This window comes from Bradyrhizobium sp. USDA 4503 (assembly GCF_054055815.1).
Genome location: NZ_JBSRXS010000001.1, coordinates 7,445,855 through 7,470,642, shown reverse-complemented (window position 1 = coordinate 7,470,642; position 24,788 = coordinate 7,445,855). Strand labels below are relative to the sequence as shown.

The window sequence follows — 24,788 nt, the reverse complement described above, 5'->3', positions numbered from 1 at the left end:
GGAACCGAGGTTTGGATGCGTTCCTTTCGCAAAATCGTTAATCGCGGGGATCTGGAATGTGCTTCGGCCCGCCGGCGCTCTATTGATCACCTGGAGCTTTTCAAGCCAGCGCGCAGATCTCCAGCGTGACGGCGCCGGCCAGTACCAGAGAGATCTCGCTTCGCGGGCTGGTGCTGCCGGTCGGCGGCATCAAAGAGAGAGTCGTCGCAGCATCCACGGCCGGCCTCACCCGCATCATGCTGCCTACGCGCAACCGGCGCGACTTCGATGACATTCCGCAAGGCGCTCGTGAGAAGCTGGAGTTCATCTGGCTGGAGAACGTGGACGAAGCCGTTGCCAACGCACTGGCCTCGAAGAGCTGATCGTGGGCATTTCCCGCCGCGCGGCCGCCCCTGCCCGAGCGGCAGTCAGCGGCAAGGTCGGAGCGTTCCACGCCCGTCGCGATGGGCGCGAAACCATTGGGCGGGGCGCGATGCCTCGAAGTCAAAGGGAGCTGGTCGTCGTGGGAATGGCGCCAACGCCACGATCCGCGCAGCTGTTATAGATGTCCTCCCAATAGCTTTGGCAGCCCGCTCAAGCGGCCAGCTTGCGAATTGATTCTGGAGCGAGAAGCGTAGCGCCGATCGGCCGGTTGGCTCGTGCCGCGGCGTGGCCAGCGGGGCATTCCATAACCGTTCATTTCGCGAATGCAGCCGATCCAACTGATAAGGTTTGTGTATTCCTTATTAGTCCGCCAGCTGAAGCGCTGAAGCGACGTCGAGAGCGGTCCAGGAGCGTTGCCCTCCGAAAGCAAGGTCACACGTTCGAATCGTGTCGGGTGCGCCATCTCTCTCATAAGAGATTGGGCATTGGCTGGCCTGTACATCGTGGCACTTCTTCCCAAATTAGACAGGGTGCTGCTCAGGTCCGGCGACGGTGCACCTTTGAGAACGTTGCATCTGCGGCTTCGCGTGTTGTCATTATTGACATGCTCTTGCGCATTGACGGAGGCACCACGACCATTCCCCGATTAAGCATGACCGTAGGGTTTCGGTAATGGCTTGGGCGACGATCCGTGCCAGGGGCTATCCCGTGCTTGGGAATAGTTATCTCTGCCGGAACGAATGGTTGAACGACATGATCAGCGGGCCGGCGATGTATTCGAGCGCGGTGCGCTGGACGGTGTGAATCATGACCGTTGCCGGCATGCCCCGGTAATTCCTCCGAACTGTTGAAAACGGGAATCAAACTAGTCGTGTCCAACGCCCACGAGGGTATCAAGACCGCTATCAGCAAGGTGCTCAATGCCGCTCGGCAGCGGTGCCGCGTGCACTTCATGCGCAATGCACTGGCATGCCGGCAAGAGCGGGGCGGCGTGTCGTCTCCGCCTTTGCCCAGGACGATGCGGAGGAGACTGATGTGCTGGCCTATATGACCTTCCCACCGCACCACCGGACCAAGCTACACTCCACCAAACCGATCGAGCGCCTTAACGGCGAGATCAAGCGGCGCATCGAGGTGATCGGCATCTTCCCGAACGAAGATGCCATCGTCCGACTCATCGGCGCGACCCTGCTTGAGCAGAACGATGAATGGGCCGTCCAAACGCCCGTTACATGACTCTGGAAACCATCGCGCCATTGAGCGATGATCTAGCCGTCAGCCTTCCGGCTATCGCCAGCCGATCTGCCGGGCTCCTGCCGGTGAACGCGGTGCCTCGCCGCCAACTACACGACGCAACGGGACACGATCGAGAGTCATTCGCCCAAGCTGCATCGATACCTGCGGCGATAGCGGGGCTATTCTTTCAATTGAACTAATTCTTGCTGTAACGTCGTATAGATGTTTGATTTGCTCCGGTGTAACGTTCGGGAGCGAGAACGATGGCCAACGCGCTCGAGATCTATAAGGCTCACCCGCTACGATCGCAGCTCGGCATGAGAGCGGCACAGTATGTCCGCATGTCGACACAACGGCAGCAATACTCGATTCAGAATCAGGCTGCTGTGATTGCAGCATACGCGCACGCCCATAGCCTGACGATTGTACGAACCTATCGCGACGAGGGAGAAAGCGGTCTGCTGATCAAGAACAGGACCGGCCTTATACAGCTCATCAAGGATGTCCAAGCAGGAGAAGCTGATTTTGGTCATATTCTGGTCTATGACGTAAGCCGGTGGGGCCGCTTTCAGGATGTCGACGAGAGCGCGTATTACGAATTCGTCTGCAAACAGGCAGGCATCAAAATCGCGTATTGTGCGGAGCAGTTTGACAATGATGGCAGCGTGCTCTCCAGCATTATTAAGAACATCAAGCGAGTAATGGCAGCGGAGTACAGTCGCGAGCTTTCGGCAAAGGTTCACGCTGCGCAGTGCCGGTTCGCCCGACTTGGCTTCAAGCTCGGAGGTCGCCCTGGTTATGCTCTCTTGCGAGAACTTGTCGATCAGAGTCAGCGGTCGCGAGGCGTGCTGAAGAACGGTGATCAGAAGTACCTCGCAACTGATCACGTCCGAGTGCGACCCGGCATTCCTGAGGAAGTAGCCGTGGTTAGGTGGATCTTCGAGCGATTTCTGCAGGTAAAGTCTGAGGCAATTATCGCCCGGGAGCTAAACCGGAGGGCCATATTCACGAGCACAGGAGTTCGGTGGACGCGAGCAGCGGTTAACGCAGTGCTTAGAAACGAAAACTACATTGGAAACCTGACCTTCAACCGCCGATCACGCAAGCTGCGGCGGAACTCTACCTACAATCCTCCCGAGCTTTGGATCACCAGCGAAGGATGTATCGAGCCAATTATCGAACGCGAAGCCTTCCTGAAGGTAAGCAAGATCATTGAGGAACGGCGTGTCGACCTCACTGAAGAGGAGATGCTTGCCCGTCTACGCAAGACGCTGCTCAAGGAAGGACGCCTGAGTTCTGCTATCATAGCGAGCACGATAGGCCTTCCCTGCGCCTCCACCTATCAAACTCACTTCGGCAGCATAATGAACGTGTATCGACTAATCGGCTACACTCCCAAGCGAAGCTATGAGTTTCTTGACTCGCGTCCGCAGTGGGCCGAGCAAAAGGCAAAGCTCGGCTCGCAAATCGCCATGGCTATTAGAAAGGCCGGTGGCCGCACTTCCTCTCGCGACGGGACTGGTTACTTGCGCGTGAACGGATCGATCAACATCTCAACTCGAGTAGCCCTCTGGTGCGGAAGGCAAGACCGCGCGCCGTACTGGTCTATAAGGCGTGAGGCACGCCTGCCTCACGGCTGGATTGCCGCCGCCAGGATGGCTGAGCATAACAAGTCGGTGCTCGATTACGTACTGCTGCCCACTGACGGGAAGGTAAAACGAACCATTACGTTTTCTGAAAGGGCCCGCATTCGCCGTGGAATAGCTCGCTTCGAAACCGCTGGTGGCTTAGCACGAGCGATCGCCGGGCGAATAGTTGGGACAGGCCGATCGAGACCAAAGCAGCCCAAGACCAAAATGGCCCGCGCGCGGAGCTGATCGAACGCAGATACAGGACTTTCGCGAAGCAGTGCTCCATAATGCTTTCGGAAGCCTTGTCCAGATGCCGAGCCGCATTCCCTCTTGCCGCGCTTCGCTGCCTAGGGCGGCATGCCTCAACCTCGAGGACTCCATTGACGCGCTCAAGTGATCGCTTCCGCGGCAGCGCCGAGGGCACCTTCGTCTCGACCGCGTACCTGCTCTATGTAGCCGGCCCTCTGCTGGTGAGCGCCGTCACCAACCGCATCAGTTTCGCGCAAGAAACAACCTGATCAAAGCAACAAGGAACGCGTCGAAATCAAAGGAAAACAGAGCAAATCAATGAACCCGACCGTATCTCCGTCGCTCCGGTCTGGTTGCATGTTCGAGTCCTGCCCGTCCCACCAAATAAGTCAGTAACTTATCAGGCGCCACTTCGCCGAATGGCAGACGATCAGACGCCGATATCGCTATCCAGCTCATGCTGGTGATCGAGAGCGAGCCCTTAATCCGCAATCTCTATTCGATCACAACGAGCCAGGCGGCGATCGCCGGTCTGTTCAGGCACATGAACCGCTATGTCGGCAATCTGGCGCCGATGCCCGGTGTGTTTCCGGACTATCCGGCACCGGTAGTCCGCAATGCCGGCGCTGAGGTAGCATCCAGAATACCGATTAGTCGTCCTTTGACATCAAATGATCGCAGTATGAGCAGAGGGTCGAATTCGCATCCGACACGTGGTCCGGCGTCAATCCAACGCCGCACCGACCGCATTCCTCCAGTGTGGTTTCGCACCACGCGCAGCCGTTCTCTTCGTTCCACGTGACATAAGCGGTCACACCACATTCCGGACAGATATTGAGCGGCGGATCGTCTCCGTCCTTCACAGCAACGTGTGCCTCAACTTCGAAATGTGCTTCGAGGGCAGCCTCGACAAGCTTTTCAGCCGAGATTTCCGTCCCACAGGCGCGGCATACCGCATCGGCGTATTGAACGTGGGTCTTCGACGTATCCTTGCGGAAGACAAGGTGCGAGCCGCACTCAGGGCAGAGCATTGCTGCCTCGCCCAACGCGACCGACTTCCAATCGACGCCATCGAAGCTCTTGCGACACTCGGCAAGTTCCCGGTCGTGGAATGCTTTCACCTCCAGCATCGCAAGCCAACTTTCCTCCAGGGCTGCACGAGGGTCTTCGCCCGCCAGTCGAAAAAGGGCGACCACCACCGGAAATGCCGTTGCAATCGCTTCACGGACCGTTTGCGGGTTTGCGTTCGTGTAAAAATGTTCGATATCATTGCGGATACGATTGAGATCGTTGAGCGCAGCCTGGTCTATCTTCAAACCGAAGCTCTTGAAGCGCTTGCCGATCTCACTGAAGTCTATGGTGCGGTCGCTTGCGTCATAGGTGATGCCGCCCAAGCCATCGGGCACCGGCTCGTAACGCGCGCCCAGAACATCCTTCGGATCGGCGTTCGGCGCCGCACGCACCAGCACTTCTTTTGCGAGTAGCAACACGCCCGCGTAGAAATTTCGGACGGCAGAAAGAGCGCGCTTGGGATCATTCGCGCCATAGTCCTCGATGCCGAGCTGGAGCGACTCGACGGCGTTCCGAAAGAGTGAACCTGCGGTTGTCACGATGCACTCGGGTACGAGTGGAGGGACTTCAAAACTATCATCGGTGAACGCAAAGGCCGCGCGTTTTTTGAACCATTTTGAGACCATCAGAATTTGGGAAAGAGAAGTAAATGGTGGGTAGCGAGTAACGGATTGAGATAAAATGGTTCTTGACGTCATCGACTGTAACGCAGCCAAAGTCCTGCAACGCATCGAAAGTGCCCGATAACAGTTTTACTGACTGAATTGACTGGAGACTTGGCTGCGGGCATGGTTTGAACTTGCGATCTTTAGTTATAGGTGAGGTCGGAGTGAAATCAAGAAGCGCTTCCCATCACGCCCCAGAGCAGTAGAACCGGCTCCTCCTTTTTGTACGCCACGGCTACCCAGCAGCTATACCTGCCCACTCGATTTCTTTCTTTTTGCAGAAGCGTAACATCCTATTGCCTCGGACCAATCGTGGTTCGAGGCGGAGACATGGGCTGCAAGAACGAAGAGACTCGGATCGAGGTTTTTGGGACGCCAGGTTACCCAAAGATGCCGTGTGGGACGAAGCGCCGACGGAGTAACCGCGGTATGCCGCCGCCGGCAACGTTTGACATCGATACGCTGCCGGGCAGCTCCAATTTGACGGCACTGGAGGCAGCCGCGGTCATCCGGCGCACGCCCGGAGCGCTGGAGCAGTGGCGGCGCGATCCGAACCATCCGCTGAAATGGCGCCACGTCGACGGCCGCCCGCTCTATCGAGTAGACGCGGTGCGCAACTATTTGGCCGGAGGCGACAAAACCGCTAAGCCATCTCAGCCGCATAGTGCTCCCGGAGACGGCCGAGCAACTCGGCCTTGATCGGATCGAGCGGGTTCGTTCTCTGCAGGCGCACGACCTTGCCACTCCGTATCGCACCGACCAGCTCCGCGATGTAATCATGAGCCGCTTCGAACGCCATCTTGCGGATGATCCACTGTTCGTCGTGATTGTAGACCTGATCAATTCCGCCTGGCTTTTGCCCGACACACAGACGCTGGATCTCATTGTCGTAGCCGCAGCGGGACATGATAGTACGCAGGCTGCGCCTCAAATCATGCATGGTGAACTTGTCAACACCCGCTTCCTTAATCAAACGATTGACCATCTTGGTGAAGCCCGACATCTGGCCGCCGGTCTTCGGTGACGGGAAGACATAGTCTGAAGTCGCCCGCTGGAAATGTTTCGCGGCAGCGAGCACCTCATCAACGAGATGAGTACGCGGTACATCGTGGTATAGGCCCATCTTGGTCCATGCCGCATCGAAGGTGATACGGTCCTCCATGACGTGCTTCGACCACTCGATCATGGTTGGCTCGCTCCGGCGCGGACCACCGAGCAGGCACGTCCTTGCCAGAAGCCCGAAGGTCCCGAGCTTGCCGGATGCCTGCCAGACCTTGATGATTTCTTCGTCAGTTAGGGCGCGGCCCTTCGTTCGGCGTCCGACCCTTTGCGCACGGGTTTCCTTGGGCTCGCGATAACCGGCAAGCACATTGTGGTCGACATAGCCCTCGCTAACGCACCATTCGAGGAACGTGTGGGTGTGCTTGCGCAGGTCCTTGGCTGCGCCACGCTTACCGGTCTTGGTAACCTTGTCGACCGCTGCCATGATTTGCCGGCGCGTCAGGTCTCCGACGCCACTACCTGCGTGCTCCTTGAGCCCGCGCCGCAACGCCGACATTGCCGGCTTCCAGTTGACGACCTGGCGTCCGGTCAACGACGTCTCGTAGGGACCATCTTCAACGATGAGGTCAGCCAGCATCGTGCGCAGCTTTTCGGCGGCCTGTTGCCGCCTCGCCTCGCGTTTCGCATCGTTCGGGTCCACGCCTTTGAACACCTCACCAGCGGCGATAGTGGCGGCCTTGCGAGCGGCCTTCTCATTATACTTGGGCCACGGGCCGAGGGTCTTGCGCTGGGTTCCCCTCACTCCCGGCTTGGAGAAGAGATATACCCACGTCCGACCGCCAGTGGCACGCATGCGCAAGGCGAGGCCGGGCAGCTTGTCGTCGTGGAGATAATGCTGCGCCTTGCCGGGCGGCAACGTGGCGTTGCGGATCACTGCGTCGGTGAGTGTCAGTTGGTTGGTCGACTCCGGCATGGTTCCTGCGCTCCCTGTCGCGGTGTGCCCCGCAGACGCCCGGATCATCCAAGCGACGGGAAAGTGGTCATTGACTTTCCTTCGCTTTTCCCGTCTCGGGGCACACCCAGCGTGGAAGGACGGCCCTTGAAGCACATAAGGGCAAAGACCTTCCCCGATTTGTGTGCCCCAAGGGAAAATCTGCGGCGGGCACAACGGGGGCACACAAAATGCAGTATGGCCGCTTATGGCCCACTGGGGTCAAAACGAACATAAGCCGCTGTAATAGAATGAATTATTTCGACAACACTATGGCCGCGTGCGGTCTACTTGGATCTACGGATTGTGGTTCACACGGGAGAGGTCCAAGGTTCGATCCCTTGTGCGTCCACCATTCCCCTTCGGGACCGCTTCATCAAAAATATCGAAAACAACCCCATGCAAAGTAGCCGACGCGTTAGCGGCGGCGGCCTTGCGTTTCCGGCTCACTGCCGGCGGCGCTGCGGTGCGGATGACGGCTTGGCGTTGCGCCGGCTGAGCTCGCCGAGCAGGTCGCGAACGGCGCCGTCGAGTTCGTCGGGTGGCGGGATGGCGTGATCGGCGTGCTGCGTGCCGGCCCGCCGATACCAGCCGGAGGCGGAGCTGTCGTCATTCGCGGCGCGAACCTGCGGCGCACGAACGTGAGCGCGCGAGGCGGATCCCCGCCGCCGGCGCGAGATCAGCTCGCGTGCGCCGTACCCCGAGATGAAACCGATCCCGGCGACGAGAGCGACAATCAGAAGCTCAAGCATCGTGTTGCCCCCAATCACCGTGCCGCAATGCAATATGCGCGACAATGCGGCGGCGGCTTGACCGGGCCGGTTCCTTTTCACTGTATCGAGCACAACCCTGCCCCTCGGAATCGTACGGGGTTTTGTTTGCAGGCCTCCTCGGCTACCTTCCCGGAACTCGCGGGGGCCGGAGTCTGGATGCGCAAGGGCAACGACTACATTTTGAAGCTGCGGCCTTGGTCGTTGTCGACATTCGTCGTCGCCCTGCTTGCGGTGGTGCTGGCCACCGCGACCCAGGAGATGTTCTCGAGCTTCGGCATGCAGTTCTATTTCGCGGGCTTCGTGCCGGCGATCCTGATCGCCGGCCTGATGGGCGGCGCGCCCGCCGGCGCGTTTGCGACCATCATCACGGTACCGATCGTCTGGTGGGCGTTCATGCCGCCCTATTTCGAGTTCGGCTGGCCGACGGCCGGCGACTATGACAGCCTGGCGATGTTCCTGCTGTCGAGCGCGCTCTTGGTCTGTTTCTCGCAGCTCTATCGGGAAGCGCTGGCAATTCTGCGGAAGTAGCGGACGACCCAGGCCGCGGCCCGGCCGCCGGCGATAGCGCACCGGTTGCCTTGTCGTGGATCGTTCGCTCTCAGATCCCGAACATCCAGATCGCGACGATGGTGGCCAGCGTTGCCACGCCGCTGATGGTCCAGCCCGCCGCGTAGAAGGTGTCCTCGGGGGCGGTGTCGAGCACCGTATTGGTGGTTTCCGTCATTGACCGCCAGCGCATGGCGTCTCTCCTCGGAACTCCTGCCCGGCCAGATAACGCGGCGCCCGGTTCCCGGTTCCGCAGCGGCCATGCCGTTCACGCAGAGCTCACGGATTGCTGATCGGTGCCGCGGAACCCTGCGACATTCTGTCCCGTTGAGGCTCGCCGGAAACCAACTTGGGAGAACATCCGATGCGAACACTGATCCTCGCCGCCACCGCCCTTGCCTTCGTCTCGTCCACCGCGCTCGCGCAGGACAAGGCGGGCGGCAGCCCGGCCCCCGCCGCGCAGAGCGGCGACACCGCGACCAAGGGCGAGGCGGCCAAGGCGCCGAAGAAGAAAGCGAAGAAGACCGCCAAGAAATCGAGCGCCAAGACCGGTGCCGCCGCCACCGGCGCTGCCCCGACCGGCAGCGATGCCACCAAGCAATAAACAGAAACAATCGCGCTCGGTGATCCAACTGGCGACCACGGACTTGCCGAGCACGGACTTGTCGAGCACGGAAAAGGCCGCCCGAAGGCGGCCTTTTTACTGTCTCGGTGCGGATGTTGCCTCGGCCCGTCGCGTCGCAATCGAGTGCGCCGACCACCTCGGGCAGTGGAAAGTTGGGGCAGTGGAAGTTGGATCAGTGCAGGCTGGACCAGCGAGCGTTGGACCAGCGAATTCAGGTGCGGGAGGGGGAGCGAAAGAGTTGCGGAGCTGATAATCCGCACCGCCATCGGATCGTTCTGAAAATTGACCACCAGCTCCAGGAATTGCTCCACCTCCCGCACCTTCTGTTGTGCCGCGCGTGCAGGGGCGACGCATGATCCAAACGGGCTATCACTGCAAACGCGAGGAAAGATTCACCGATAGACTTAATGCGGAGCGCCATCGTCGCGCCTGTTCGCGAGCCCGCTCTCGCGTAGCCGCTCGGCAAACCAGAGCGAAGTCGCGCTATCGATGGCTCCGCCGGCATAGACCTCGGTAAAGCTCACCCCGCCTTGTCCGACGATCACCAGCACGCCCATCGCATAGGCAAACCAGACATTCGGATCGGTCAGCGCCTGCAGCTTGCGCTGATCGTGCTCGATCGGCTGGTGATTGCTGTCCTTGCGCAGTTCGATGGCCAGGAGATTGTTCGGGATGTCGCGCTGATGCACGACGATATCGGGATAGATCGACTTGCCGAGATGGTCGTCGGTCGAGCTCCCTGAGCCGCGCGGCAGCCGCAGCGTGCGTTCGCCGAGCCGGTCGTAGTTGCAATCGACCTGCCAGCCGGAAAATTGCCGCTCGACATAGACCGCCAGCCGGTGAGTGAGCGTTCGCTCGCCGAGATCGCGCTCCAGCAGGAACATCTCCTGCGCATAGAATTCCTCCACGGCGGCGATCACCTTGTTCAGCTCGGTCTGCATCGACGCCTCCGACTGGACTGGGCCGCCGCCGCGGCCTTTCAGCTACGCCTCTACATATGCACTTCGATCAGCCGCGGTCCCGGCTCCGCGACGGCTTCCGCGAGCGCCTTGTTGAACTCGTCGGCCGTCGTCACCGCCCTGCCCGGCACCCCCATGCCCCTGGCGAGCGCGACGAAGTCGAGCGTCGGCCGGTCGATCTTCAGCATGTCCTGAGCCCGCTTGCCCGGCTCGCCGGCGCCGACGCCGTCGAACTCGCCGCGCAGGATCTGATAGATGCGGTTGGCGAACACAATGGTCACGACGTTGAGCCCTTCGCGCGCCTGGGTCCACAGCGACTGGATCGTGTACATCGCGCTGCCGTCGCCGACCATGCAGATCACCTTGCGGTCCGGACAGGCGACCGCCGCGCCGGTTGCCACCGGCGTCGAGAAGCCGATCGAGCCGCCCATGTTCTGCAGCCAGTCATGCGGCGCGGCCGCCGCCGTCGGCGGGAAGAAGCCGCGGCCCGTGGTGACGGATTCATCGACCATGATGGCGTGCTCGGGGATCGCGCACGCAATCGCCTGCGCGATCGTGGCGTGGTCGAGCGCACCGGTCGGCTCGACCAGTTCCTGCAATTGCTGCGGCTTGACGTCCTGCGCGGTCGCATGCAGCGCGCCCGCGAGCGCCTCGAGCGCCGCGACCGAATTCTCGCCCCAGGCGGTCATGCGATGCACCTCGCAGCCTTCCGCCTTCAGCATGCTCGGCTTGTTCGGATAGGCGAAGAACGCCACGGGATCGTTGGCCTCGACCAGCACGATGTGACGGAATTTCTTCAGGATCGGCAACGCCTGCTCGATCACATAGGGAATGCGGTTGATCGAGAAACGGCCGCGGCCGCGCGCCATGCGCGGGTGATAGGTCTGGCCCATCACCGTGCAGCCGGTCTTGCCGGCGATGCGCTCGGCGAGCGCCAGCCCGTGCTCGGTCAGCGCGCTGCCGGTGACGAGCAGCAGCGTATGCGCGGCATCGCCATGCAGGATCTTCGCCGCGGTGTCGACCGCCTGCGGCGAATAGCTCGGACGCTGCGTGTCCACGGGCACCTCGGCGATGCCGTCGGCTTCGTTCCAGGCGGTGTCGGCCGGCAGGATCAGGGTCGCGATCTGCGGCGGCGCGCTCCTGGCGGCGGCGATCGCAGCCGCGCCGTCGGCGGCGACCGCCTTGGCATCCGGCGAGGTGCGCACCCAGGACGACATCGGCCGCGCCAGGCCCTCGATGTCGGATGTCAGCGGCGCGTTGTAGCCGATGTGGTAGGTGGCATGCTGACCGACGATGTTGACGATGCCGGAATGCGCCTTCTTGGCGTTGTGCAGATTGGCAAGGCCGTTGGCGAGGCCGGGCCCGAGATGCAGCAGCGTCGAGGCCGGCGTTCCCTTCATGCGGAAATAACCGTCGGCCGCACCGGTCACCACGCCTTCGAACAGACCGAGCACGCAGCGCATGCCCGGGACCTTGTCCAGCGCCGCGACGAAATGCATCTCCGAGGTGCCGGGATTGGTAAAGCAGACATCCACGCCGCCTGCGACCAATGTCCGCACCAGACTTTCCGCACCATTCATGCTCTCGCTCCCGTTTCGAGATGTTCTTGAGGTCGCTCAGAGTATGATCCGATCCGATTGAATCGGATCATGCTCGTATCCTTTTGTTTGGTCGCTTTTTCTTCACGCGAACCGGTGCCCACTTCGCTTGAAAACGCTCCAGCTTTTGTTTGGTCGCGCTTTCTTGACGCGAACCGGTACCCACTTCGCTCGAAAACGCTCCAGATCAACCATTCTTCAGCCGCTTCGTCAAAGGCTTGGCCGGACAATGCAGGTATCGCTTCCGATCTGTTGCCTTTTTAAACCGTGTTGTTCGAAAATGCCTGAGGTCACGGCTTCGTCGCTTGCGAAACGCCGGCAATTGTGGCCTCTCTGACTACATATTTGATTGTTCGCGAGGACGACGACCATGCGCCCGATTGCCTTGATGTTTGCCGCGCTCACGATCCTGGCAGGTGCCGGCCAGGCCCACGCCCAGTTCTTCGACTCTCGCGGCTATCAGTCCGAAGCCCCGAGTTTCTTCGGCGGCGGAGGCGCAAGCCCGATCCCACGCACCACCGTCAACTACCCGACCAACTACGCCCCCGGCACCGTCGTGGTGAACACCGCCGAGCGCCGGCTCTATCTGGTGCTGGCGAACGGCCAGGCGCTGCGCTACGGCATCGGCGTCGGCCGCGACGGCTTCCGCTGGAGCGGTGTCCACCGCATCTCCGCAAAGAAGGAATGGCCGTCCTGGACGCCGCCGTCGCAGATGCTGCGCCGCCGCCCCGATCTGCCGCGCCACATGAACGGCGGTATCGAGAACCCGCTCGGCGCGCGCGCGATGTATCTCGGCTCGACGCTCTACCGCATCCACGGCTCGAACGAACCGGAGACGATCGGCCAGGCCGTCTCGTCGGGCTGCTTCCGCATGACCAACGACGACGTCACCGACCTCTATGGTCGCGTCTCGGTCGGCACCACCGTGGTGGTGAAGAACAACTGATCGCGTCGATTTCAACGGAACCAGGCGCCGCCATTCGGCAAGATCGCTGATCCCGCCTTGCGCTGCCGCAAACCTTGCGGCAGCGTTGTCACAATGCCCCAGCACCGTCCTTCGATCCTCGTCCTTCTTGCCGTAGCGCTCGCCGCTTGCCTCGCTGATGCCGCGCTGCCCGCGGCCGCCAACGAGGTACCGGCGATCGCCGCGCGCCAGCGCAACGAGAAGAAGGTCTTCACCGACGCCGAGATCGTGGAGGGCTTTCTGAAGACCGCGTTCGGCGCCGAATATCATCTCGCCGGGCGGGTCGACCGAATCCGCAAGTACGACAGTCCGGTGCGCGTGTTCGCCGACGGCAGCCGCGCCGACCGCAAGGCCCAGCTCGCCAGGGTCGTCGCCGACATCCGCAGCAAGGTGCAGCATCTCGACATCGCGATAACCGAGAACAACGAAGCGGCCAATGTCGTGGTCAAGCTGGTGCGCGACCGCGAGCTGTACCGCACGATCGCGACTTTCTACGGCCAGGAGCGCGCCAGGGAGATCCGCTCCTCGCTCGACCCGCAATGCCTGTCCGGCTTCCGCAAGAACGAGAACTACGAAATCGAGCATTCCGACGTGATCCTCACCGTCGACAACGGCGATTTCGTCTTCCTCGACTGCGCCTATGAGGAGCTGTTGCAGTCGCTCGGCCCGATCAACGACACCGCCACCGTGCCCTGGACCATGTTCAACGACAACGTCTCGATGGGCTATTTCGACGTCTACGACCAATATCTGCTCAACCTGCTCTACGACCCCCGCATCAAGCCCGGCATGACCGTGCAGGAGGTCAAGGCCGTGCTGCCCGCCGTCCTCGCCGACGTCCGCGCCTGGGTGGCGAAGGTGAACCATCTGGAGTGAGGGTGGCGGCCTCCGTCGATCGGCGCACACGCTCGCGGCATTCACAGCCGTCGTCCCGGCGAAGGCCGGGACCCATACGCCGCAGCGGGTGTTGTGGATGGGACTCGTCGTTCCGAGATCGCGCAACAATGAACTTCGGTGGCAATGGGTCCCGGCCTTCGCCGGGACGACGATGAAGTCGGAAAGCAGTCCAGGTCCCCTCATCCTGAGGCGCACTCGCGCATCTCGAAGGATACACGGCCACAGTCAGGCCGTCGTGGTTCGAGACGGCCGCTGCGCGGCCTCCTCAGCATGACGGTGATGGAATGAGCGCGCGATCTCCCCAATCGTCGTCCTGGCGAAAGCCAGGACCACCGCACTTGATGATGAACGAGATCGCGGCCACAGCATCGCGCAACAATCGACATTTGGGGTAATGGGTCCTCGCCAGGACGACGAGGATGGTTCTCGCGCGACGTAACGTAGCGTCATTGCGTAGTCCTCGCCCGGCTTTGACCGGGCGATCCAGTATTCCAGAGACAGTCATTGTTGAACCGCGCGCACCGAAGGCATGGTTGCGTGGCGGCGGTCCTGAATTCTCGCATTGGTTGTATTATAATCGCATGACAATGCACGACGCAGGTCGGATGCGCGCCAAAAAAGTGTGCTATAAGCACGTGCGATGATCGAGCTTCCCCGTACCCAGGCCTTGCGTTGCTTCATCACGGTTGCCCGTGAGGGCACGGTATCGCGCGCAGCGGCGATGCTGAAACTGACCCAGCCCGCGGTCAGCCTGCAGCTGAAGGCACTCGAGGAAAGCACCGGGCTGCAGCTGTTCAACCGCACGCCCAGCGGATTCACCCTGACCGAGGCCGGCGCAGCGCTGCTGCCGCTGGCGCACCGGGCGGTCGCGGCCGCCTCCGATTTCAAGGCGATGGCGGACTCGCTGAACGAGGCACAGCGCGGCACGCTGCGCGTCGGCACCATCCTCGACCCCGAATTCACCCGGCTCGGGCCGTTCGTGCGCAGCCTTGCGATGTCCTCGCAGCGCACCGAAGTCTTCCTGCGCCATGGCGTGAGCGACGACGTGCTGGCGCAGATCGGCCGCGGCGAACTCGACGTCGGCTACTATGTCGACGCCACGCCGCAGGACCAGCTCGTCCATCACAGCTTCACCGAACGGACCATCGTCGACGGCCGCTACCAGCTCGCCCCGCTGCTTTGCTACGACTACCGGGTGATCGCACCGATCGCCTGGCGCGATCGGGTGATGGGCAAGGGCTGGGCCGAGCTCGCCGAGCTGCCCTGGCTCGCGACACCGCCGCACTCCGGCCACCGGCGGCTGCTCGACGACATCTTCCGTCCGCTCGGCGCATTGCCGAAGCGGATCGGCTACACCGACCAGGAAGAGGCGATGATCGACTTCGTCGAATCCGGCCTCTGCCTCAGCCTCGCACGCGACAACGTGCTGGCGCCGCGGATGGCGCGGCCGCATCAGTTCGTGGTCGCCGACAAGGTGAAGCTGACCTGCGATCTCTCCTTCGCCAGCCTCGCCGCCCGCCGCCAGGAGCCGGTGATCGCCCACGCCTTCGCAAGCGTGCGCGCGGTATGGAATATCAAGCCGACGATCGCCGGCGCCGGACCGACGCGGACACGAAAGGTCGCGAAGAACGTGTGACGCAGACGCTCGGCTTAGGCCGCGGCGACCAGCGGCCTCGTCATCTCAGCCATTGTCGGCACCAGCGACGGCGCTTCACAGTCCTGCAGAGCGAGCTCGTTGACCAGCTCGCGCAGCCTTGGCGGCAGATCGGCGTAATCGCCGCGCAGGGCATGGCGCAGCCGTTCGCCAATCTCTTCGCAGATGGCGCGCGCGTGCTCGGACGCAATCGGATGAGGCTCAATCATGGACGTGGACCGCTGGCGATGACTGCGCGCCGTCCCACTGCACTTCCGCAACCACGGATCCCGCATGTGCACATGCGATCAAGACGAGGATCCGAACAATACTGGACATGTTCGTACTCCCTTTTCTGATCCTTCAATAACAGCGAGACGTTGCCGCCCGATTAGGGAAACTGGTTCCCGCGGCCTTTAAGGGAGTGGTAAACGCGAAGTTTCAGGACCGAACCGAAGCTGGGTCAGAAATTTGGCCGGGCGCCGTCGACCCAACCGATCGCGGACAATTTGAGGCCTCGGGCCGCAGAGCGCGCGAACCTTGCCCGAGCGCAGTCCGGTGTCCCCAATCAGGGGGACAGACGGATCGGGCGGAATCAATATGATGCGCGACCGGACGGCGGTCGGCTATCATCGGCCGCAGATAAAAAGAACCTGCTGGGAGGAGTTGCAATGAAGCTGGCCATGGCCGGACTGTTGACATTTGCGAGCGCGATCCTGATTGCGCCGGGCGCGCGTGCCGACATCAAGGTCGGCGTCGTGGTGTCCGGATCCGGACCGGGATCGGCGCTCGGCCAGCCGCAGATGCGCACCATCGCCGCGCTGCCGAAGGAGATCGGCGGCGAGAAGGTGACCTATATCGCGCTCGACGACGAGTCCGACCCGACCAAGGGCACGCAGAATGCGCGGCGCCTCGTGATCCAGGACGGCGTCGATATCCTGATCGGCTCCTCGCTCACCCCGGTGACCATGCCGATGCTCGACGTCGCCGTGGAGAGCAAGACGCCGATCATCTCGCTCGCGGCGGCGACCGCGATTGTGCAGCCGATGGACGACCGCCGCCGCTGGGCGTTCAAGGTGGTGCCCAATGACGACCTGATGGCGGCGGCGATCCTGAAATACATCGCCAAGTCCGGCATCAAGACGCTCGGCTATATCGGCGTCTCCGACGGCTATGGCGAAGGCTACTACAAGGAGGTGTCGCGGCTCGCCCCGCAGCTCGGCCTCACCGTGACGACGCATGAGGTCTATGCGCGGGCCGACACCAGCGCGATGGGCCAGGCGCTCAAGGTGATCGCGACCAATCCGGAAGCGGTGTTCATCGCCTCCGCCGGCACGCCCGCCGTACTGCCGCAGGAGGCGCTGCGCAGCCGCGGCTATGCCGGCAAGATCTTCCAGACCCATGGCGTGGCCTCGGAGGAGTTCATCAAGCTCGGCGGCGCCAATGTCGAGGGCGCGATCTTCACCGGCGAAGCCTTCACCATCGCCGACGATCTGCCGGCGAACGATCCGTTCCGCCAGGTGCGTGACGAGTTCGTGTCGTCCTACGAGAAGGCCAACGGCTCGAGGCCGAACATCTTCGGCGCGCATCTGTGGGACGCCGTCACGCTGTTCAAGCGGGCGGCGGCGAATGCGCTCAAGACCGCAAAGCCCGGCACGGCGGAATTCCGCGCCGCGCTGCGCGACGAGCTCGAGCGCGGCAAGGACGTCTATCTGAACAACGGCCTCTCGACCATGAGCCCGACCGATCACAACGGCTATGACGAGCGTTCGGCGTTCCTGATCAAGGTCGAAGGCGGCAAGTTCAGGCTGGTGAAGTAGCGAGGGAGCGTCGGCGGCTGCGCCGTCACACCTTGCCGGCGCCGCTGCAGATGCCCTTCAGCGCCTGCCATTCGGCCGATGACAGCAGCGGCGGACCGTCGGGCCGGCTGGCGGCATCGGCCTTGTCCATGCGCGCGAGGCGGTCCTCGGTCAAGGGATGGCTGGAGACGAGCGAGAGCCCCTTGCCGCCCTCCTTGCCGGTGACGCGGAACATCAGTTCGCCCATCGGCTTGGCCGGACGGCCGAGCTTGTGCATGGTCTCGATCGCGAAGCTGTCGGCGTTGGTCTCGGCGTCGCGCGAATAGGACGACGTCACCAGCGAGCGCGAGGCGAAGATCAGCGCGCCGGAGCCGGTGACGTCACCGAACAACAGCCCGATCAGGAACGAGGTGCCGCCGTTGTGGATCAATTCGCGCATGCTGTCGCGGTGCCGGAGATGGCCGAGCTCATGCGCCAGCACGCCGGCGATCTCGTCGGGGTTCTCGGCTTTCTCCAAGAGTCCGTCGAACAGATAGACCTTGCCGCCGGGCAGCGCGAAGGCGTTCGGCACCGACGTCGCTAGCACGCCCGACTGCACCGACGTATCGAAGCCTGCGGACTGCCGCAACTTGCCGACCAGCTTCGCGAACGCCGCCTGGCCGGCCGGATTGCTGCACGGCTTGCCGTCGAACAGCACCTTGACCTGCGCCTCCGCGACATCGCCGATGCGACGCTCGAACGAGTCGGGCACCAGCGGCGTCAACCGCTCGGCGGCGAGCGGCACGCCGAACAGCACCACCAGCACGATCGACACCGCGGCCGCGAGCGACCAGCCGACGATCGCGGCGACGCCCCTGCGGTTCGGCAAATCCGCCTCGAGCGTGTCGCAGCGCGCGACCAGCGCGGCGATCAGCCCGGCGTCGCGGATGTCGAGCCGCGCCAGAGGCGGTGCGGTCAGGCAGCTCAGCCGCAACAGGCCGGACGGGCTGTCGGCGCGGCGGATGTCGTGAAACACCCAGCGCGCGAGCAGTGCGCCGTCTTCGCGGATCTCCAGTGCGTCGGACAGTCTGAGTGCGACGATGCGCCGCCGGTTCGACAGGCCGTCGAAGAAGACGCCGCCGGGAGCCGGCGCCGCGGAATTGGTCTGACCGGAATCGGATTCCATGGAGCTAGAAGCCCCCGACGTCGAGGCCATCGGCAAAGCCTTCGCCGAGCGCGTTGGCGAGCTCGCCGCGCGCGGTGACGTTGGCGGCCGCCTGGATGTTGTGCACGATGGTCGAGGACAGCACCCGGACCCAGAGATCGCGCATCAGATAGACGCGCAACACCACGTTCAGCGCCAGCGCAAAGGCGAGGTAGCCGATGCCGAGCAGCACGATCAGCGGAATGCTCTTGGCGAACGCCTCGGTCCTGAAGAAGTCCGCGATCGAGGAGCCGTCCATGCTGGCGACCAGCAAGGTGCAGAGCGCGAGATAGGCCGCGAACACCACGCCGAGCAGCACGACCCAGCCGATCACCTTCCAGTACAGGCCGATCAGCGCGCCGCGGCGGAGGGTGGATTCCAGCCTCACTTCGCCGAAGCGGATTCCCGACAGCCACCAGCGCCACTCGACCGCCTTGAACGCGGCATAGGCGAACGGGGCGAAGATCGTGCTGTAGAGCGCGAACGGCATCAGGACCCAGAGCCACCAGCCCCGCGCGAAGAACTCCCAGCCGCGGCCGTCGAACGAGCCTTGAAGGTCGCCGTAATAGGAGTGCCGCATCTTGTAGCGTTCGAGCGCCGCCTCGCGCCACGGCAGCGCGAGGCCGAGCGTGATCACGACCAGCACGCCCCAGAGCGAGGCCTTGAGCGCATAGACCCAGCCCGAGCCGCTCATCCAGAAGCGGACGCCGCGCCACACCGTGCGGGTCAGGCGGTAACGCCGCGCGCGATAGATCGCGAACTGGCCGAACAAATAGAAGAAGGCGACCAGCGGCAGCGAGGCGAACGCCTTGAAATGCTCCGCCTCGATGCCGATCAGGAAATAGCCGAGATAGATCGGCACCAGGATCGCGAGCGCGACCAGGAAGCCGATCAGGAGCTCCTTGCCGCGGCCGGTATATTCCGGCGCGTCGCCATCGATCTGGCTGTTCGACCACAGATGACGGCGGATGTCGGTGGTGAGCCAGAACCGGTAGAAGCCGACCGTGACCAGTTCGAGCCCGGCGCCGCGCGCGACCAGGCGAAAGAACTCCTTCCGGTTCCCTGAAAACGCCACCGGCATCGGCGGCGGGGCCGGTTGCGGAGGCGGCTGCGGCGGCCCCAGCGGGGTCCAGCTCATGTCGTTCACGGGATGGCTCCTGGCGGGACAATCTCTGGGTATCAAAAGCACAGATTTGTCGTCGCGAGTGTGATCCAGGTTTCACACAAGGTCGAGATCGCCGGCCGATTTTTGGCGGGATGCGGTTGGCCATGCCTTAACGGCAATGCCGGAAAGCGCGCAGTCCTCGATCGACCGCCGGCGTCGAACCCCCGGGCGGCAATGACATACTTAACGATCAGGCGATGGAGGCGAAGCCGCCGCCGCAAAGCGAGGAAACCGCAGCGATGAACAGATGGATCCTGTCAGCATGCCTCCTGACGCTCACGGCAGCTCCGGCCGCTGCCGTCGACGTGCGGCTCGATTCCTATCGCAATCCAAAGAGTGAGAATTTGCGCATCTTCAATCACATGTACCTCGACGGCGTCAGGGGCGGCCTGATGGCGTCCAATGCCTGGCTGAAACGGCATGGCGGCCAATTGTTGTTCTGCATGCCCGACGACCTCGCACTGAGCAGCGAGCAGACCGAAGAGATCATGCTCAAGTCCGCCGACAAGCGGTCGGCGAAAGGTGAGATGGTGATCGCTCTCCTGCTGCTGTGGGGGATGCAGGACACCTACCCCTGCGAAAAGCCCGCCGGCGAGAAGACCGGCAGTCAATAAACGGCGCCGGCACCGTTCGCACGCCGCCGCCCGGCCAGATCAAACGCCGTTTCAAACGGGCGTGGTCGCGGCCGCAGCCCCTCCCCGCCGGAAAAGCCCGGATTCGGCCGCTTTGGCCTGACATCAATGCGGCCAAATGCGCGTCGAGAGCCCTTGCGCAAACCGCGGAATGAGAATGTAATTCGGTAAAACATGCCGCGCCGGCCATGCCCCGGCAGCTCAAACGGTTGAGGAGCCGCTCATGCACGGGACCATCGATCTCGTCGACAACACGAATCTGGACGCCGCACGCGAACGCGCCAATTCGCTTGCGCTTTCGGACTACGATCCCGGCAATCCCGAGCTGTTCAAGACCGATACCTTCTGGCCGTATTTCGACCGGCTGCGCCGCGAGGATCCGGTGCACTACTGCAAGGACTCGATGTTCGGTCCGTACTGGTCGATCACCCGCTACAACGACATCATGGACATCGAGACCAACCACTCGGTGTTCTCCTCGGCCGCCTCGCTCGGTGGCATCACCATCCGCGACGTACCGCCGGATCTGCGCCGCGAAAGCTTCATCGCGATGGACCAGCCGCGCCATTCGGCGCAGCGCAAGACCGTGGCGCCGATGTTCACGCCGACGCACCTCGACGAGCTCGCCACCAACATCCGCAAGCGCTCGACCGAGTGCCTCGACAATCTGCCGCGCGGCGAGGTGTTCGACTGGGTCGACAAGGTCTCGATCGAGCTGACGACCCAGATGCTCGCGGTGCTGTTCGACTTCCCCTGGGAAGACCGCCGCAAGCTGACGCGCTGGTCCGACGTCGCGACCACCCTGCCCGGCGCCGGCGGCCTCGTCGCCACCGAAGACGAGCGGCAGGCCGAACTGATGGAATGCGCGAGCTATTTCGCAAGGCTGTGGAAGGAGCGCTCGAACCAGCCGCCGAAGAGCGATCTGCTCTCGATGATGGCGCACAGCGACGCCACGCGGAACATGGACCCGAAGAACTTCCTCGGCAATCTGATCCTGCTGATCGTCGGCGGCAACGACACCACGCGCAACACGCTGTCCGGCAGCATCTATGCGCTGAGCAAGCATCCGGAGCAGTACCGCAAGCTGCGGGAGAACCCGGCGCTGATCGACAGCTTCGTGCCCGAGGTGATCCGCTGGCAGACGCCGCTCGCCCATATGCGGCGCACCGCGCTCGCCGACTACGAGTTCCGCGGACGCCAGATCAAGAAGGGCGACAAGGTGGTGATGTGGTACGTCTCGGGCAACCGCGACGAGGAAGCGATCGAGAAGCCCTACGAGTTCCTGATCGACCGCGCCCGGCCGCGCACCCATATCTCGTTCGGCTTCGGCATCCACCGCTGCGTCGGCCTGCGGCTTGCCGAGTTGCAGCTCAAGATCATCTGGGAGGAGATCCTCAAGCGCTTCGACACCATCGAGGTGGTGGAGGAGCCGCAGCGGGTGTATTCCAGCTTCATCAAGGGCTACGAGACGCTGCCAGTGCGCATCGCCGCCTGACGCGTCGCGAGCCAACCGGGATCAAGGAACATGAACGTCCAGACCGCCATCCGTGCCGACCGGGCCGAGCTGCTGCGCCAGGCCCGCGAGGAAGCGTATTCGACACCGCTCAAGGATTTTCATCCCGGCGCGCCAAAACTGTTCCAGAACGACACGTTGTGGCCGTGGTTCGAGCGGCTGCGCCAGGAAGAGCCGGTGCACTACTGCACCAATGCGCCGATCGAGCCGTATTGGTCGGTGGTGAAGTACAACGACATCATGCATGTCGACACCAGCCACGGCATCTTCTCCTCGGACTCCACGCTCGGCGGCATCTCGATCCGCGATGTGCCGCCCGGCTACGACTATCCGAGCTTCATCGCGATGGACCAGCCGAGGCACGCCCATCAGCGCAAGACCGTGTCGCCGATGTTCACGCCCACGCATCTCGACGAGCTGGCAAAGCTGATCCGGCAGCGCTCGGCCAGCGTGCTCGACAATCTGCCGCGCAACGAGACCTTCAACTTCGTCGAGCGCGTCTCGATCGAATTGACCACCCAGATGCTGGCGACGCTGTTCGACTTCCCCTGGGAGGAGCGGCGCAAGCTGACGCGCTGGTCCGACGTCTCCACCGCGCTGCCGAAGAGCGGCGTCGTCAACTCGCCGGAGCAGCGGCGGCAGGAGATGGACGAGTGCTACGCCTATTTCTCGAAGCTCTGGAACGAGCGCGTCAACGCCCCGCCGCGCAACGACCTTTTGTCGATGATGGCGCATAGCGACGCCACGCGGCACATGGACCCCGACAATCTGATGGGCAACATCATCCTGCTCATCGTCGGCGGCAACGACACCACGCGCAACACCATGAGCGGCTCGGTGCTGGCGCTGCACGAGCATCCCGACCAGTTCAGGAAGCTGAAGGAGAATCCCGCACTGATCGACACCATGGTGCCGGAGGTGATCCGCTGGCAGACGCCGCTGGCGCATATGCGGCGCACCGCGCTTGTCGACACCGAGATCGGCGGCAAGACGATCAGGAAGGGCGACCGCGTCGTGATGTGGTATGTCTCCGGCAACCGCGACGACGAGGTGATCGATCGTCCGAACGAGTTCATCATCGACCGCCCGCGGCCGCGCATCCACCTGTCGTTCGGCTTCGGCATCCACCGCTGCGTCGGCATGCGGCTCGCCGAGCTGCAGCTTCGGATCGTCTGGGAAGAGATGCTGAAGCGCTTCAACCGCATCGAGGTGGTCGGTGAGCCGAAGCGGGTCTATTCCAGCTTCGTCCGCGGCATCGAGAACCTGCCGGTGCGGATCCCGGGCTGAAGCCAGATTGTCCTTGGCCACAAAGACGATCGGCCCTATGTCTTCCCGGGCGTGGTAATTGATGCACCGCGTCTTGCAGCTCGGGCCAGTTGACGGAACATGAACCGAAAAGAGCGGCGTGCGGCCGGGAAGCAACGGGACGCGTCCAGCAAAAACGCACCTGCCTTCGGTTCCACGGGTGTCAGCATTGGCGGCCTCGCCGCTGAGGCCAGCCGCTTCTACGGGATGCGACGCTTCAACGAAGCGCAGGAGATCTGCCGGCAGCTTCTCGCGCGCGATCCTGGCCATGTGCAGAGCCTGAATCTTCTCGGCCTGATGGCGCAGGCTGCCGGCGATCACCGGGCTGCAGCAAAGATGTTCACCAAGGCGATTGCCTCGGACGAGGTCAATGCCGCCTGCCATTACAACGCCGGCAATTCCTACCAGGCGCTGGGCAATCGCAGCAAGGCGGCCGCGCATTTCAGCAAGGCGCTGGCGCTCGGCATGGACGCGAAGGCGGTCGGCTTCATCCTGCAGAGCCCGACCGTCACCACCTATGCCGGGCGGATTGCAAGCAAGTGGCCGCTACCGGTCACAAGCGTCGAATTGTTCGGCAGCGAGGGTGTCGCCCCGCTCGCGAACGACCTGTTCCTGCGCTGCGCGATGGAAACCACCACGCTGGCGAGCATGCAGCTTGAGGTGCTGTTCGGATATGCGCGGGCCGAGCTGTTGCGGCTCGCGAGCAAGCCGGATCAGGATGACGTCGACGACGATATCGTAGCCTTTGCCTGCGCGCTCGCCCGGCAATGCTTCATCAACGAACATGTCTATGCGCAGACCGGGGCGGAGAGCGAAGACGCGGGCGCGCTGCGCGACCGGTTGCTGCAGGACCTGGCATCAGGCGCTGCGATCGCGCCGCTCACGCTCGCCGCTGTCGCCGCTTACTTCCCGCTTCATGCCTTGCCGACGGCGGACGCGCTGCTGCGCCGGGATTGGCCCGCGGCCGTCGCCGGCCTGTTGCGGGTGCAGCTTCGCGAGCCGCGCGAGGAGATCGAAGAGCGCAGCACTATTGCAGCGCTCACTCCGATCAGGAACGACATATCCGTCGAGGTGATGCGCCAATACGAGGAAAATCCCTATCCGCGCTGGACCGTCAACCCGTTGACGGCCTTCGCGGCCGATCGGGCGCGGGGAAGGACCGTCGCAACCGCGGACCAGCGAGCCGAACGGGATATCCTGATTGCCGGCTGCGGCACCGGCTCGCACGCGATCCAGATCGCGCAGGTCTATCCCAACGCCCGCCTGCTTGCGGTCGACATCAGCAGGACCAGCCTTGCCTATGCGCGCCGCAAGACGCGGGAGCTCGGCTTGCGCAACATCGAGTATGCGCAGGCGGACATCCTGGAGTTGGCCTCGATCGATCGCAGCTTCGACAGCATCGAGTCGGTCGGCGTGCTGCATCATCTTGCCGAGCCCTTGGCCGGCTGGCGCGTGCTGGTCTCGCTGCTGCGGCCGGGCGGCACGATGCGCATCGGGCTCTACAGCGATCTGGCGCGCCGCGTCATCGTCGAGGCCCGCGATCGCATCGCGGCGCGCAATTATCGCGCCACCGCCGGCGACATCAGACGTTGCCGGCAGGACATCTTCCGCGAAGCCGACAAATGGAAGCCGCTGATCGGCGCCAAGGATTTCTACAGCATGAGCGGCTGCCGCGATCTGCTGTTCAACGTCATGGAACACCGCCTGACGATTCCGGCGATCGCGGCATTCCTGAACGAGCATGGCCTGTCGTTCGAGGGGTTCGAGCCGTTTGACGATCCGGCGGTCCTCGACCGATTCCGCAAGCAGTTTCAGGGCACGGCCGACGAGACCAATCTCGATCAGTGGCACCGCTTCGAGGTCGATCATCCCGAGACTTTCTGGGACATGTACGTGTTCATGGCGGGCAAGAACGCGCGCTGACGGCAAGCTGCTGGAGCGTGAGGAGATGAGGTCGAATAGCGGCCGCGATGGCACCGCGCTCCCTC

General features: G+C 63.0%; 21 protein-coding genes and 3 pseudogenes. 15 read left to right on the top strand and 9 right to left on the bottom strand.

The features are described from left to right. Window positions 1-137: 137 nt before the first annotated feature. From ACVMIH_RS35540 to ACVMIH_RS35520, 5 genes and pseudogenes are all read left to right on the top strand, one after another. Window positions 138-362: pseudogene (locus ACVMIH_RS35540) on the top strand (S16 family serine protease); the annotation flags it as partial. Window positions 363-1,219: 857 nt separating this feature from the next. Beyond that, window positions 1,220-1,799: pseudogene (locus ACVMIH_RS35535) on the top strand (transposase); the annotation flags it as partial. A gap of 63 nt (window positions 1,800-1,862) precedes the next feature. Continuing rightward, on the top strand, window positions 1,863-3,476 hold the full coding sequence (locus ACVMIH_RS35530; RefSeq protein WP_456864911.1) for a recombinase family protein: 1,614 nt from the start codon (window positions 1,863-1,865) through the stop codon (window positions 3,474-3,476). A 134-nt stretch (window positions 3,477-3,610) separates the two neighbouring features. Continuing rightward, the gene (locus ACVMIH_RS35525) at window positions 3,611-3,748 is read left to right on the top strand and encodes a hypothetical protein (RefSeq protein ID WP_456828079.1); all 138 of its coding nucleotides are present in this window, start codon (window positions 3,611-3,613) and stop codon (window positions 3,746-3,748) included. Window positions 3,749-3,963: 215 nt separating this feature from the next. Then, window positions 3,964-4,110 (top strand): annotated as a pseudogene (locus ACVMIH_RS35520) (SOS response-associated peptidase); the annotation flags it as partial. Between the two features lie 19 nt (window positions 4,111-4,129). On the opposite strand, the gene ACVMIH_RS35515 reads toward ACVMIH_RS35520, so the two are convergent. From ACVMIH_RS35515 to ACVMIH_RS35505, 3 genes are all read right to left on the bottom strand, one after another. Next, the gene (locus tag ACVMIH_RS35515) at window positions 4,130-5,248 is read right to left on the bottom strand and encodes a hypothetical protein (protein ID WP_456864909.1); all 1,119 of its coding nucleotides are present in this window, start codon (window positions 5,246-5,248) and stop codon (window positions 4,130-4,132) included. Between the two features lie 610 nt (window positions 5,249-5,858). Next, window positions 5,859-7,190 carry a tyrosine-type recombinase/integrase gene (locus ACVMIH_RS35510; RefSeq protein ID WP_456864907.1) on the bottom strand — a complete coding sequence of 444 codons (1,332 nt, stop codon included), beginning with the start codon at window positions 7,188-7,190 and terminating at the stop codon, window positions 5,859-5,861. A 464-nt stretch (window positions 7,191-7,654) separates the two neighbouring features. After that, window positions 7,655-7,960, bottom strand: a complete 306-nt coding sequence (locus ACVMIH_RS35505; protein ID WP_057019307.1) for a hypothetical protein — start codon at window positions 7,958-7,960, stop codon at window positions 7,655-7,657. 177 nt (window positions 7,961-8,137) lie between these two features. On the opposite strand from ACVMIH_RS35505, the gene ACVMIH_RS35500 reads away from it, so the two are divergent. Further along, window positions 8,138-8,509: a DUF4118 domain-containing protein gene (locus tag ACVMIH_RS35500; protein WP_057019306.1), complete on the top strand. Its 372-nt coding sequence runs from the start codon at window positions 8,138-8,140 to the stop codon at window positions 8,507-8,509. Between the two features lie 70 nt (window positions 8,510-8,579). Here the strand turns inward: ACVMIH_RS35500 and ACVMIH_RS35495 are convergent, their stop codons facing one another. Beyond that, on the bottom strand, window positions 8,580-8,720 hold the full coding sequence (locus ACVMIH_RS35495; protein ID WP_168858519.1) for a hypothetical protein: 141 nt from the start codon (window positions 8,718-8,720) through the stop codon (window positions 8,580-8,582). 171 nt (window positions 8,721-8,891) lie between these two features. Between ACVMIH_RS35495 and ACVMIH_RS35490 the strand changes: the two genes are divergently transcribed. Beyond that, the gene (locus tag ACVMIH_RS35490; protein ID WP_245288896.1) at window positions 8,892-9,131 is read left to right on the top strand and encodes a hypothetical protein; all 240 of its coding nucleotides are present in this window, start codon (window positions 8,892-8,894) and stop codon (window positions 9,129-9,131) included. 425 nt (window positions 9,132-9,556) lie between these two features. On the opposite strand, the gene ACVMIH_RS35485 is transcribed toward ACVMIH_RS35490, so the two are convergent. Together ACVMIH_RS35485 and ACVMIH_RS35480 are read right to left on the bottom strand one after the other, a co-directional pair. Then, on the bottom strand, window positions 9,557-10,093 hold the full coding sequence (locus ACVMIH_RS35485) for a hypothetical protein (RefSeq protein WP_057019303.1): 537 nt from the start codon (window positions 10,091-10,093) through the stop codon (window positions 9,557-9,559). Window positions 10,094-10,143: 50 nt separating this feature from the next. Further along, the gene (locus ACVMIH_RS35480; protein WP_456864905.1) at window positions 10,144-11,691 is read right to left on the bottom strand and encodes an acetolactate synthase large subunit; all 1,548 of its coding nucleotides are present in this window, start codon (window positions 11,689-11,691) and stop codon (window positions 10,144-10,146) included. Between the two features lie 388 nt (window positions 11,692-12,079). Here ACVMIH_RS35480 and ACVMIH_RS35475 point away from each other — a divergent pair, with 388 nt between their 5' ends. The 3 genes from ACVMIH_RS35475 to ACVMIH_RS35465 all read left to right on the top strand — a co-directional run bounded on the left by ACVMIH_RS35475 (window position 12,080) and on the right by ACVMIH_RS35465 (window position 15,206). Then, window positions 12,080-12,655 (top strand): L,D-transpeptidase, encoded by a 576-nt coding sequence (locus ACVMIH_RS35475; protein ID WP_035633276.1) that lies wholly within the window; start codon window positions 12,080-12,082, stop codon window positions 12,653-12,655. Between the two features lie 93 nt (window positions 12,656-12,748). Next, window positions 12,749-13,549 (top strand): DUF2927 domain-containing protein, encoded by an 801-nt coding sequence (locus ACVMIH_RS35470; RefSeq protein WP_229192962.1) that lies wholly within the window; start codon window positions 12,749-12,751, stop codon window positions 13,547-13,549. A gap of 661 nt (window positions 13,550-14,210) precedes the next feature. Beyond that, the gene (locus ACVMIH_RS35465) at window positions 14,211-15,206 is read left to right on the top strand and encodes a LysR family transcriptional regulator (RefSeq protein WP_456864903.1); all 996 of its coding nucleotides are present in this window, start codon (window positions 14,211-14,213) and stop codon (window positions 15,204-15,206) included. 14 nt (window positions 15,207-15,220) lie between these two features. On the opposite strand, the gene ACVMIH_RS35460 is transcribed toward ACVMIH_RS35465, so the two are convergent. Further along, window positions 15,221-15,433 (bottom strand): hypothetical protein, encoded by a 213-nt coding sequence (locus ACVMIH_RS35460; protein ID WP_168858524.1) that lies wholly within the window; start codon window positions 15,431-15,433, stop codon window positions 15,221-15,223. Window positions 15,434-15,874: 441 nt separating this feature from the next. Here ACVMIH_RS35460 and ACVMIH_RS35455 point away from each other — a divergent pair, with 441 nt between their 5' ends. Next, window positions 15,875-17,023: an ABC transporter substrate-binding protein gene (locus ACVMIH_RS35455; RefSeq protein WP_253607293.1), complete on the top strand. Its 1,149-nt coding sequence runs from the start codon at window positions 15,875-15,877 to the stop codon at window positions 17,021-17,023. A gap of 25 nt (window positions 17,024-17,048) precedes the next feature. Here ACVMIH_RS35455 and ACVMIH_RS35450 read toward each other — a convergent pair whose 3' ends face one another. Both ACVMIH_RS35450 and ACVMIH_RS35445 read right to left on the bottom strand, forming a co-directional pair. Then, window positions 17,049-18,167: a M48 family metallopeptidase gene (locus tag ACVMIH_RS35450; RefSeq protein WP_057019297.1), complete on the bottom strand. Its 1,119-nt coding sequence runs from the start codon at window positions 18,165-18,167 to the stop codon at window positions 17,049-17,051. Window positions 18,168-18,171: 4 nt separating this feature from the next. Continuing rightward, on the bottom strand, window positions 18,172-19,323 hold the full coding sequence (locus tag ACVMIH_RS35445; RefSeq protein WP_210262986.1) for a DUF898 family protein: 1,152 nt from the start codon (window positions 19,321-19,323) through the stop codon (window positions 18,172-18,174). A gap of 266 nt (window positions 19,324-19,589) precedes the next feature. Between ACVMIH_RS35445 and ACVMIH_RS35440 the strand changes: the two genes are divergently transcribed. From ACVMIH_RS35440 to ACVMIH_RS35425, 4 genes are all read left to right on the top strand, one after another. Then, complete coding sequence (locus tag ACVMIH_RS35440; RefSeq protein WP_057019327.1) at window positions 19,590-19,964, top strand: hypothetical protein; 375 nt, start codon at window positions 19,590-19,592, stop codon at window positions 19,962-19,964. A 241-nt stretch (window positions 19,965-20,205) separates the two neighbouring features. After that, window positions 20,206-21,477: a cytochrome P450 gene (locus ACVMIH_RS35435; RefSeq protein WP_168858527.1), complete on the top strand. Its 1,272-nt coding sequence runs from the start codon at window positions 20,206-20,208 to the stop codon at window positions 21,475-21,477. 30 nt (window positions 21,478-21,507) lie between these two features. Beyond that, window positions 21,508-22,782, top strand: coding sequence for a cytochrome P450 (locus ACVMIH_RS35430; RefSeq protein ID WP_456864901.1), 1,275 nt, complete (start codon window positions 21,508-21,510; stop codon window positions 22,780-22,782). A gap of 225 nt (window positions 22,783-23,007) precedes the next feature. Beyond that, entirely contained in the window at window positions 23,008-24,723 is a 1,716-nt protein-coding gene (locus tag ACVMIH_RS35425; RefSeq protein ID WP_168858529.1) for a methyltransferase domain-containing protein, read from the top strand. The last annotated feature ends 65 nt before the right edge of the window (window positions 24,724-24,788 follow it).

What these genes read in the sequence shown, in the direction of transcription:
- ACVMIH_RS35530 (WP_456864911.1), top strand. Translation starts at nt 1,863, where the DNA reads ATGGCCAACGCGCTCGAGATCTATAAGGCTCACCCGCTACGATCGCAG.
- ACVMIH_RS35515 (WP_456864909.1), bottom strand. Translation starts at nt 5,248, where the DNA reads ATGACGTCAAGAACCATTTTATCTCAATCCGTTACTCGCTACCCACCA.
- ACVMIH_RS35510 (WP_456864907.1), bottom strand. Translation starts at nt 7,190, where the DNA reads ATGCCGGAGTCGACCAACCAACTGACACTCACCGACGCAGTGATCCGC.
- ACVMIH_RS35505 (WP_057019307.1), bottom strand. Translation starts at nt 7,960, where the DNA reads ATGCTTGAGCTTCTGATTGTCGCTCTCGTCGCCGGGATCGGTTTCATC.
- ACVMIH_RS35500 (WP_057019306.1), top strand. Translation starts at nt 8,138, where the DNA reads ATGCGCAAGGGCAACGACTACATTTTGAAGCTGCGGCCTTGGTCGTTG.
- ACVMIH_RS35495 (WP_168858519.1), bottom strand. Translation starts at nt 8,720, where the DNA reads ATGCGCTGGCGGTCAATGACGGAAACCACCAATACGGTGCTCGACACC.
- ACVMIH_RS35490 (WP_245288896.1), top strand. Translation starts at nt 8,892, where the DNA reads ATGCGAACACTGATCCTCGCCGCCACCGCCCTTGCCTTCGTCTCGTCC.
- ACVMIH_RS35485 (WP_057019303.1), bottom strand. Translation starts at nt 10,093, where the DNA reads ATGCAGACCGAGCTGAACAAGGTGATCGCCGCCGTGGAGGAATTCTAT.
- ACVMIH_RS35480 (WP_456864905.1), bottom strand. Translation starts at nt 11,691, where the DNA reads ATGAATGGTGCGGAAAGTCTGGTGCGGACATTGGTCGCAGGCGGCGTG.
- ACVMIH_RS35475 (WP_035633276.1), top strand. Translation starts at nt 12,080, where the DNA reads ATGCGCCCGATTGCCTTGATGTTTGCCGCGCTCACGATCCTGGCAGGT.
- ACVMIH_RS35470 (WP_229192962.1), top strand. Translation starts at nt 12,749, where the DNA reads ATGCCCCAGCACCGTCCTTCGATCCTCGTCCTTCTTGCCGTAGCGCTC.
- ACVMIH_RS35465 (WP_456864903.1), top strand. Translation starts at nt 14,211, where the DNA reads ATGATCGAGCTTCCCCGTACCCAGGCCTTGCGTTGCTTCATCACGGTT.
- ACVMIH_RS35460 (WP_168858524.1), bottom strand. Translation starts at nt 15,433, where the DNA reads ATGATTGAGCCTCATCCGATTGCGTCCGAGCACGCGCGCGCCATCTGC.
- ACVMIH_RS35455 (WP_253607293.1), top strand. Translation starts at nt 15,875, where the DNA reads ATGAAGCTGGCCATGGCCGGACTGTTGACATTTGCGAGCGCGATCCTG.
- ACVMIH_RS35450 (WP_057019297.1), bottom strand. Translation starts at nt 18,167, where the DNA reads ATGGAATCCGATTCCGGTCAGACCAATTCCGCGGCGCCGGCTCCCGGC.
- ACVMIH_RS35445 (WP_210262986.1), bottom strand. Translation starts at nt 19,323, where the DNA reads ATGAGCTGGACCCCGCTGGGGCCGCCGCAGCCGCCTCCGCAACCGGCC.
- ACVMIH_RS35440 (WP_057019327.1), top strand. Translation starts at nt 19,590, where the DNA reads ATGAACAGATGGATCCTGTCAGCATGCCTCCTGACGCTCACGGCAGCT.
- ACVMIH_RS35435 (WP_168858527.1), top strand. Translation starts at nt 20,206, where the DNA reads ATGCACGGGACCATCGATCTCGTCGACAACACGAATCTGGACGCCGCA.
- ACVMIH_RS35430 (WP_456864901.1), top strand. Translation starts at nt 21,508, where the DNA reads ATGAACGTCCAGACCGCCATCCGTGCCGACCGGGCCGAGCTGCTGCGC.
- ACVMIH_RS35425 (WP_168858529.1), top strand. Translation starts at nt 23,008, where the DNA reads ATGCGACGCTTCAACGAAGCGCAGGAGATCTGCCGGCAGCTTCTCGCG.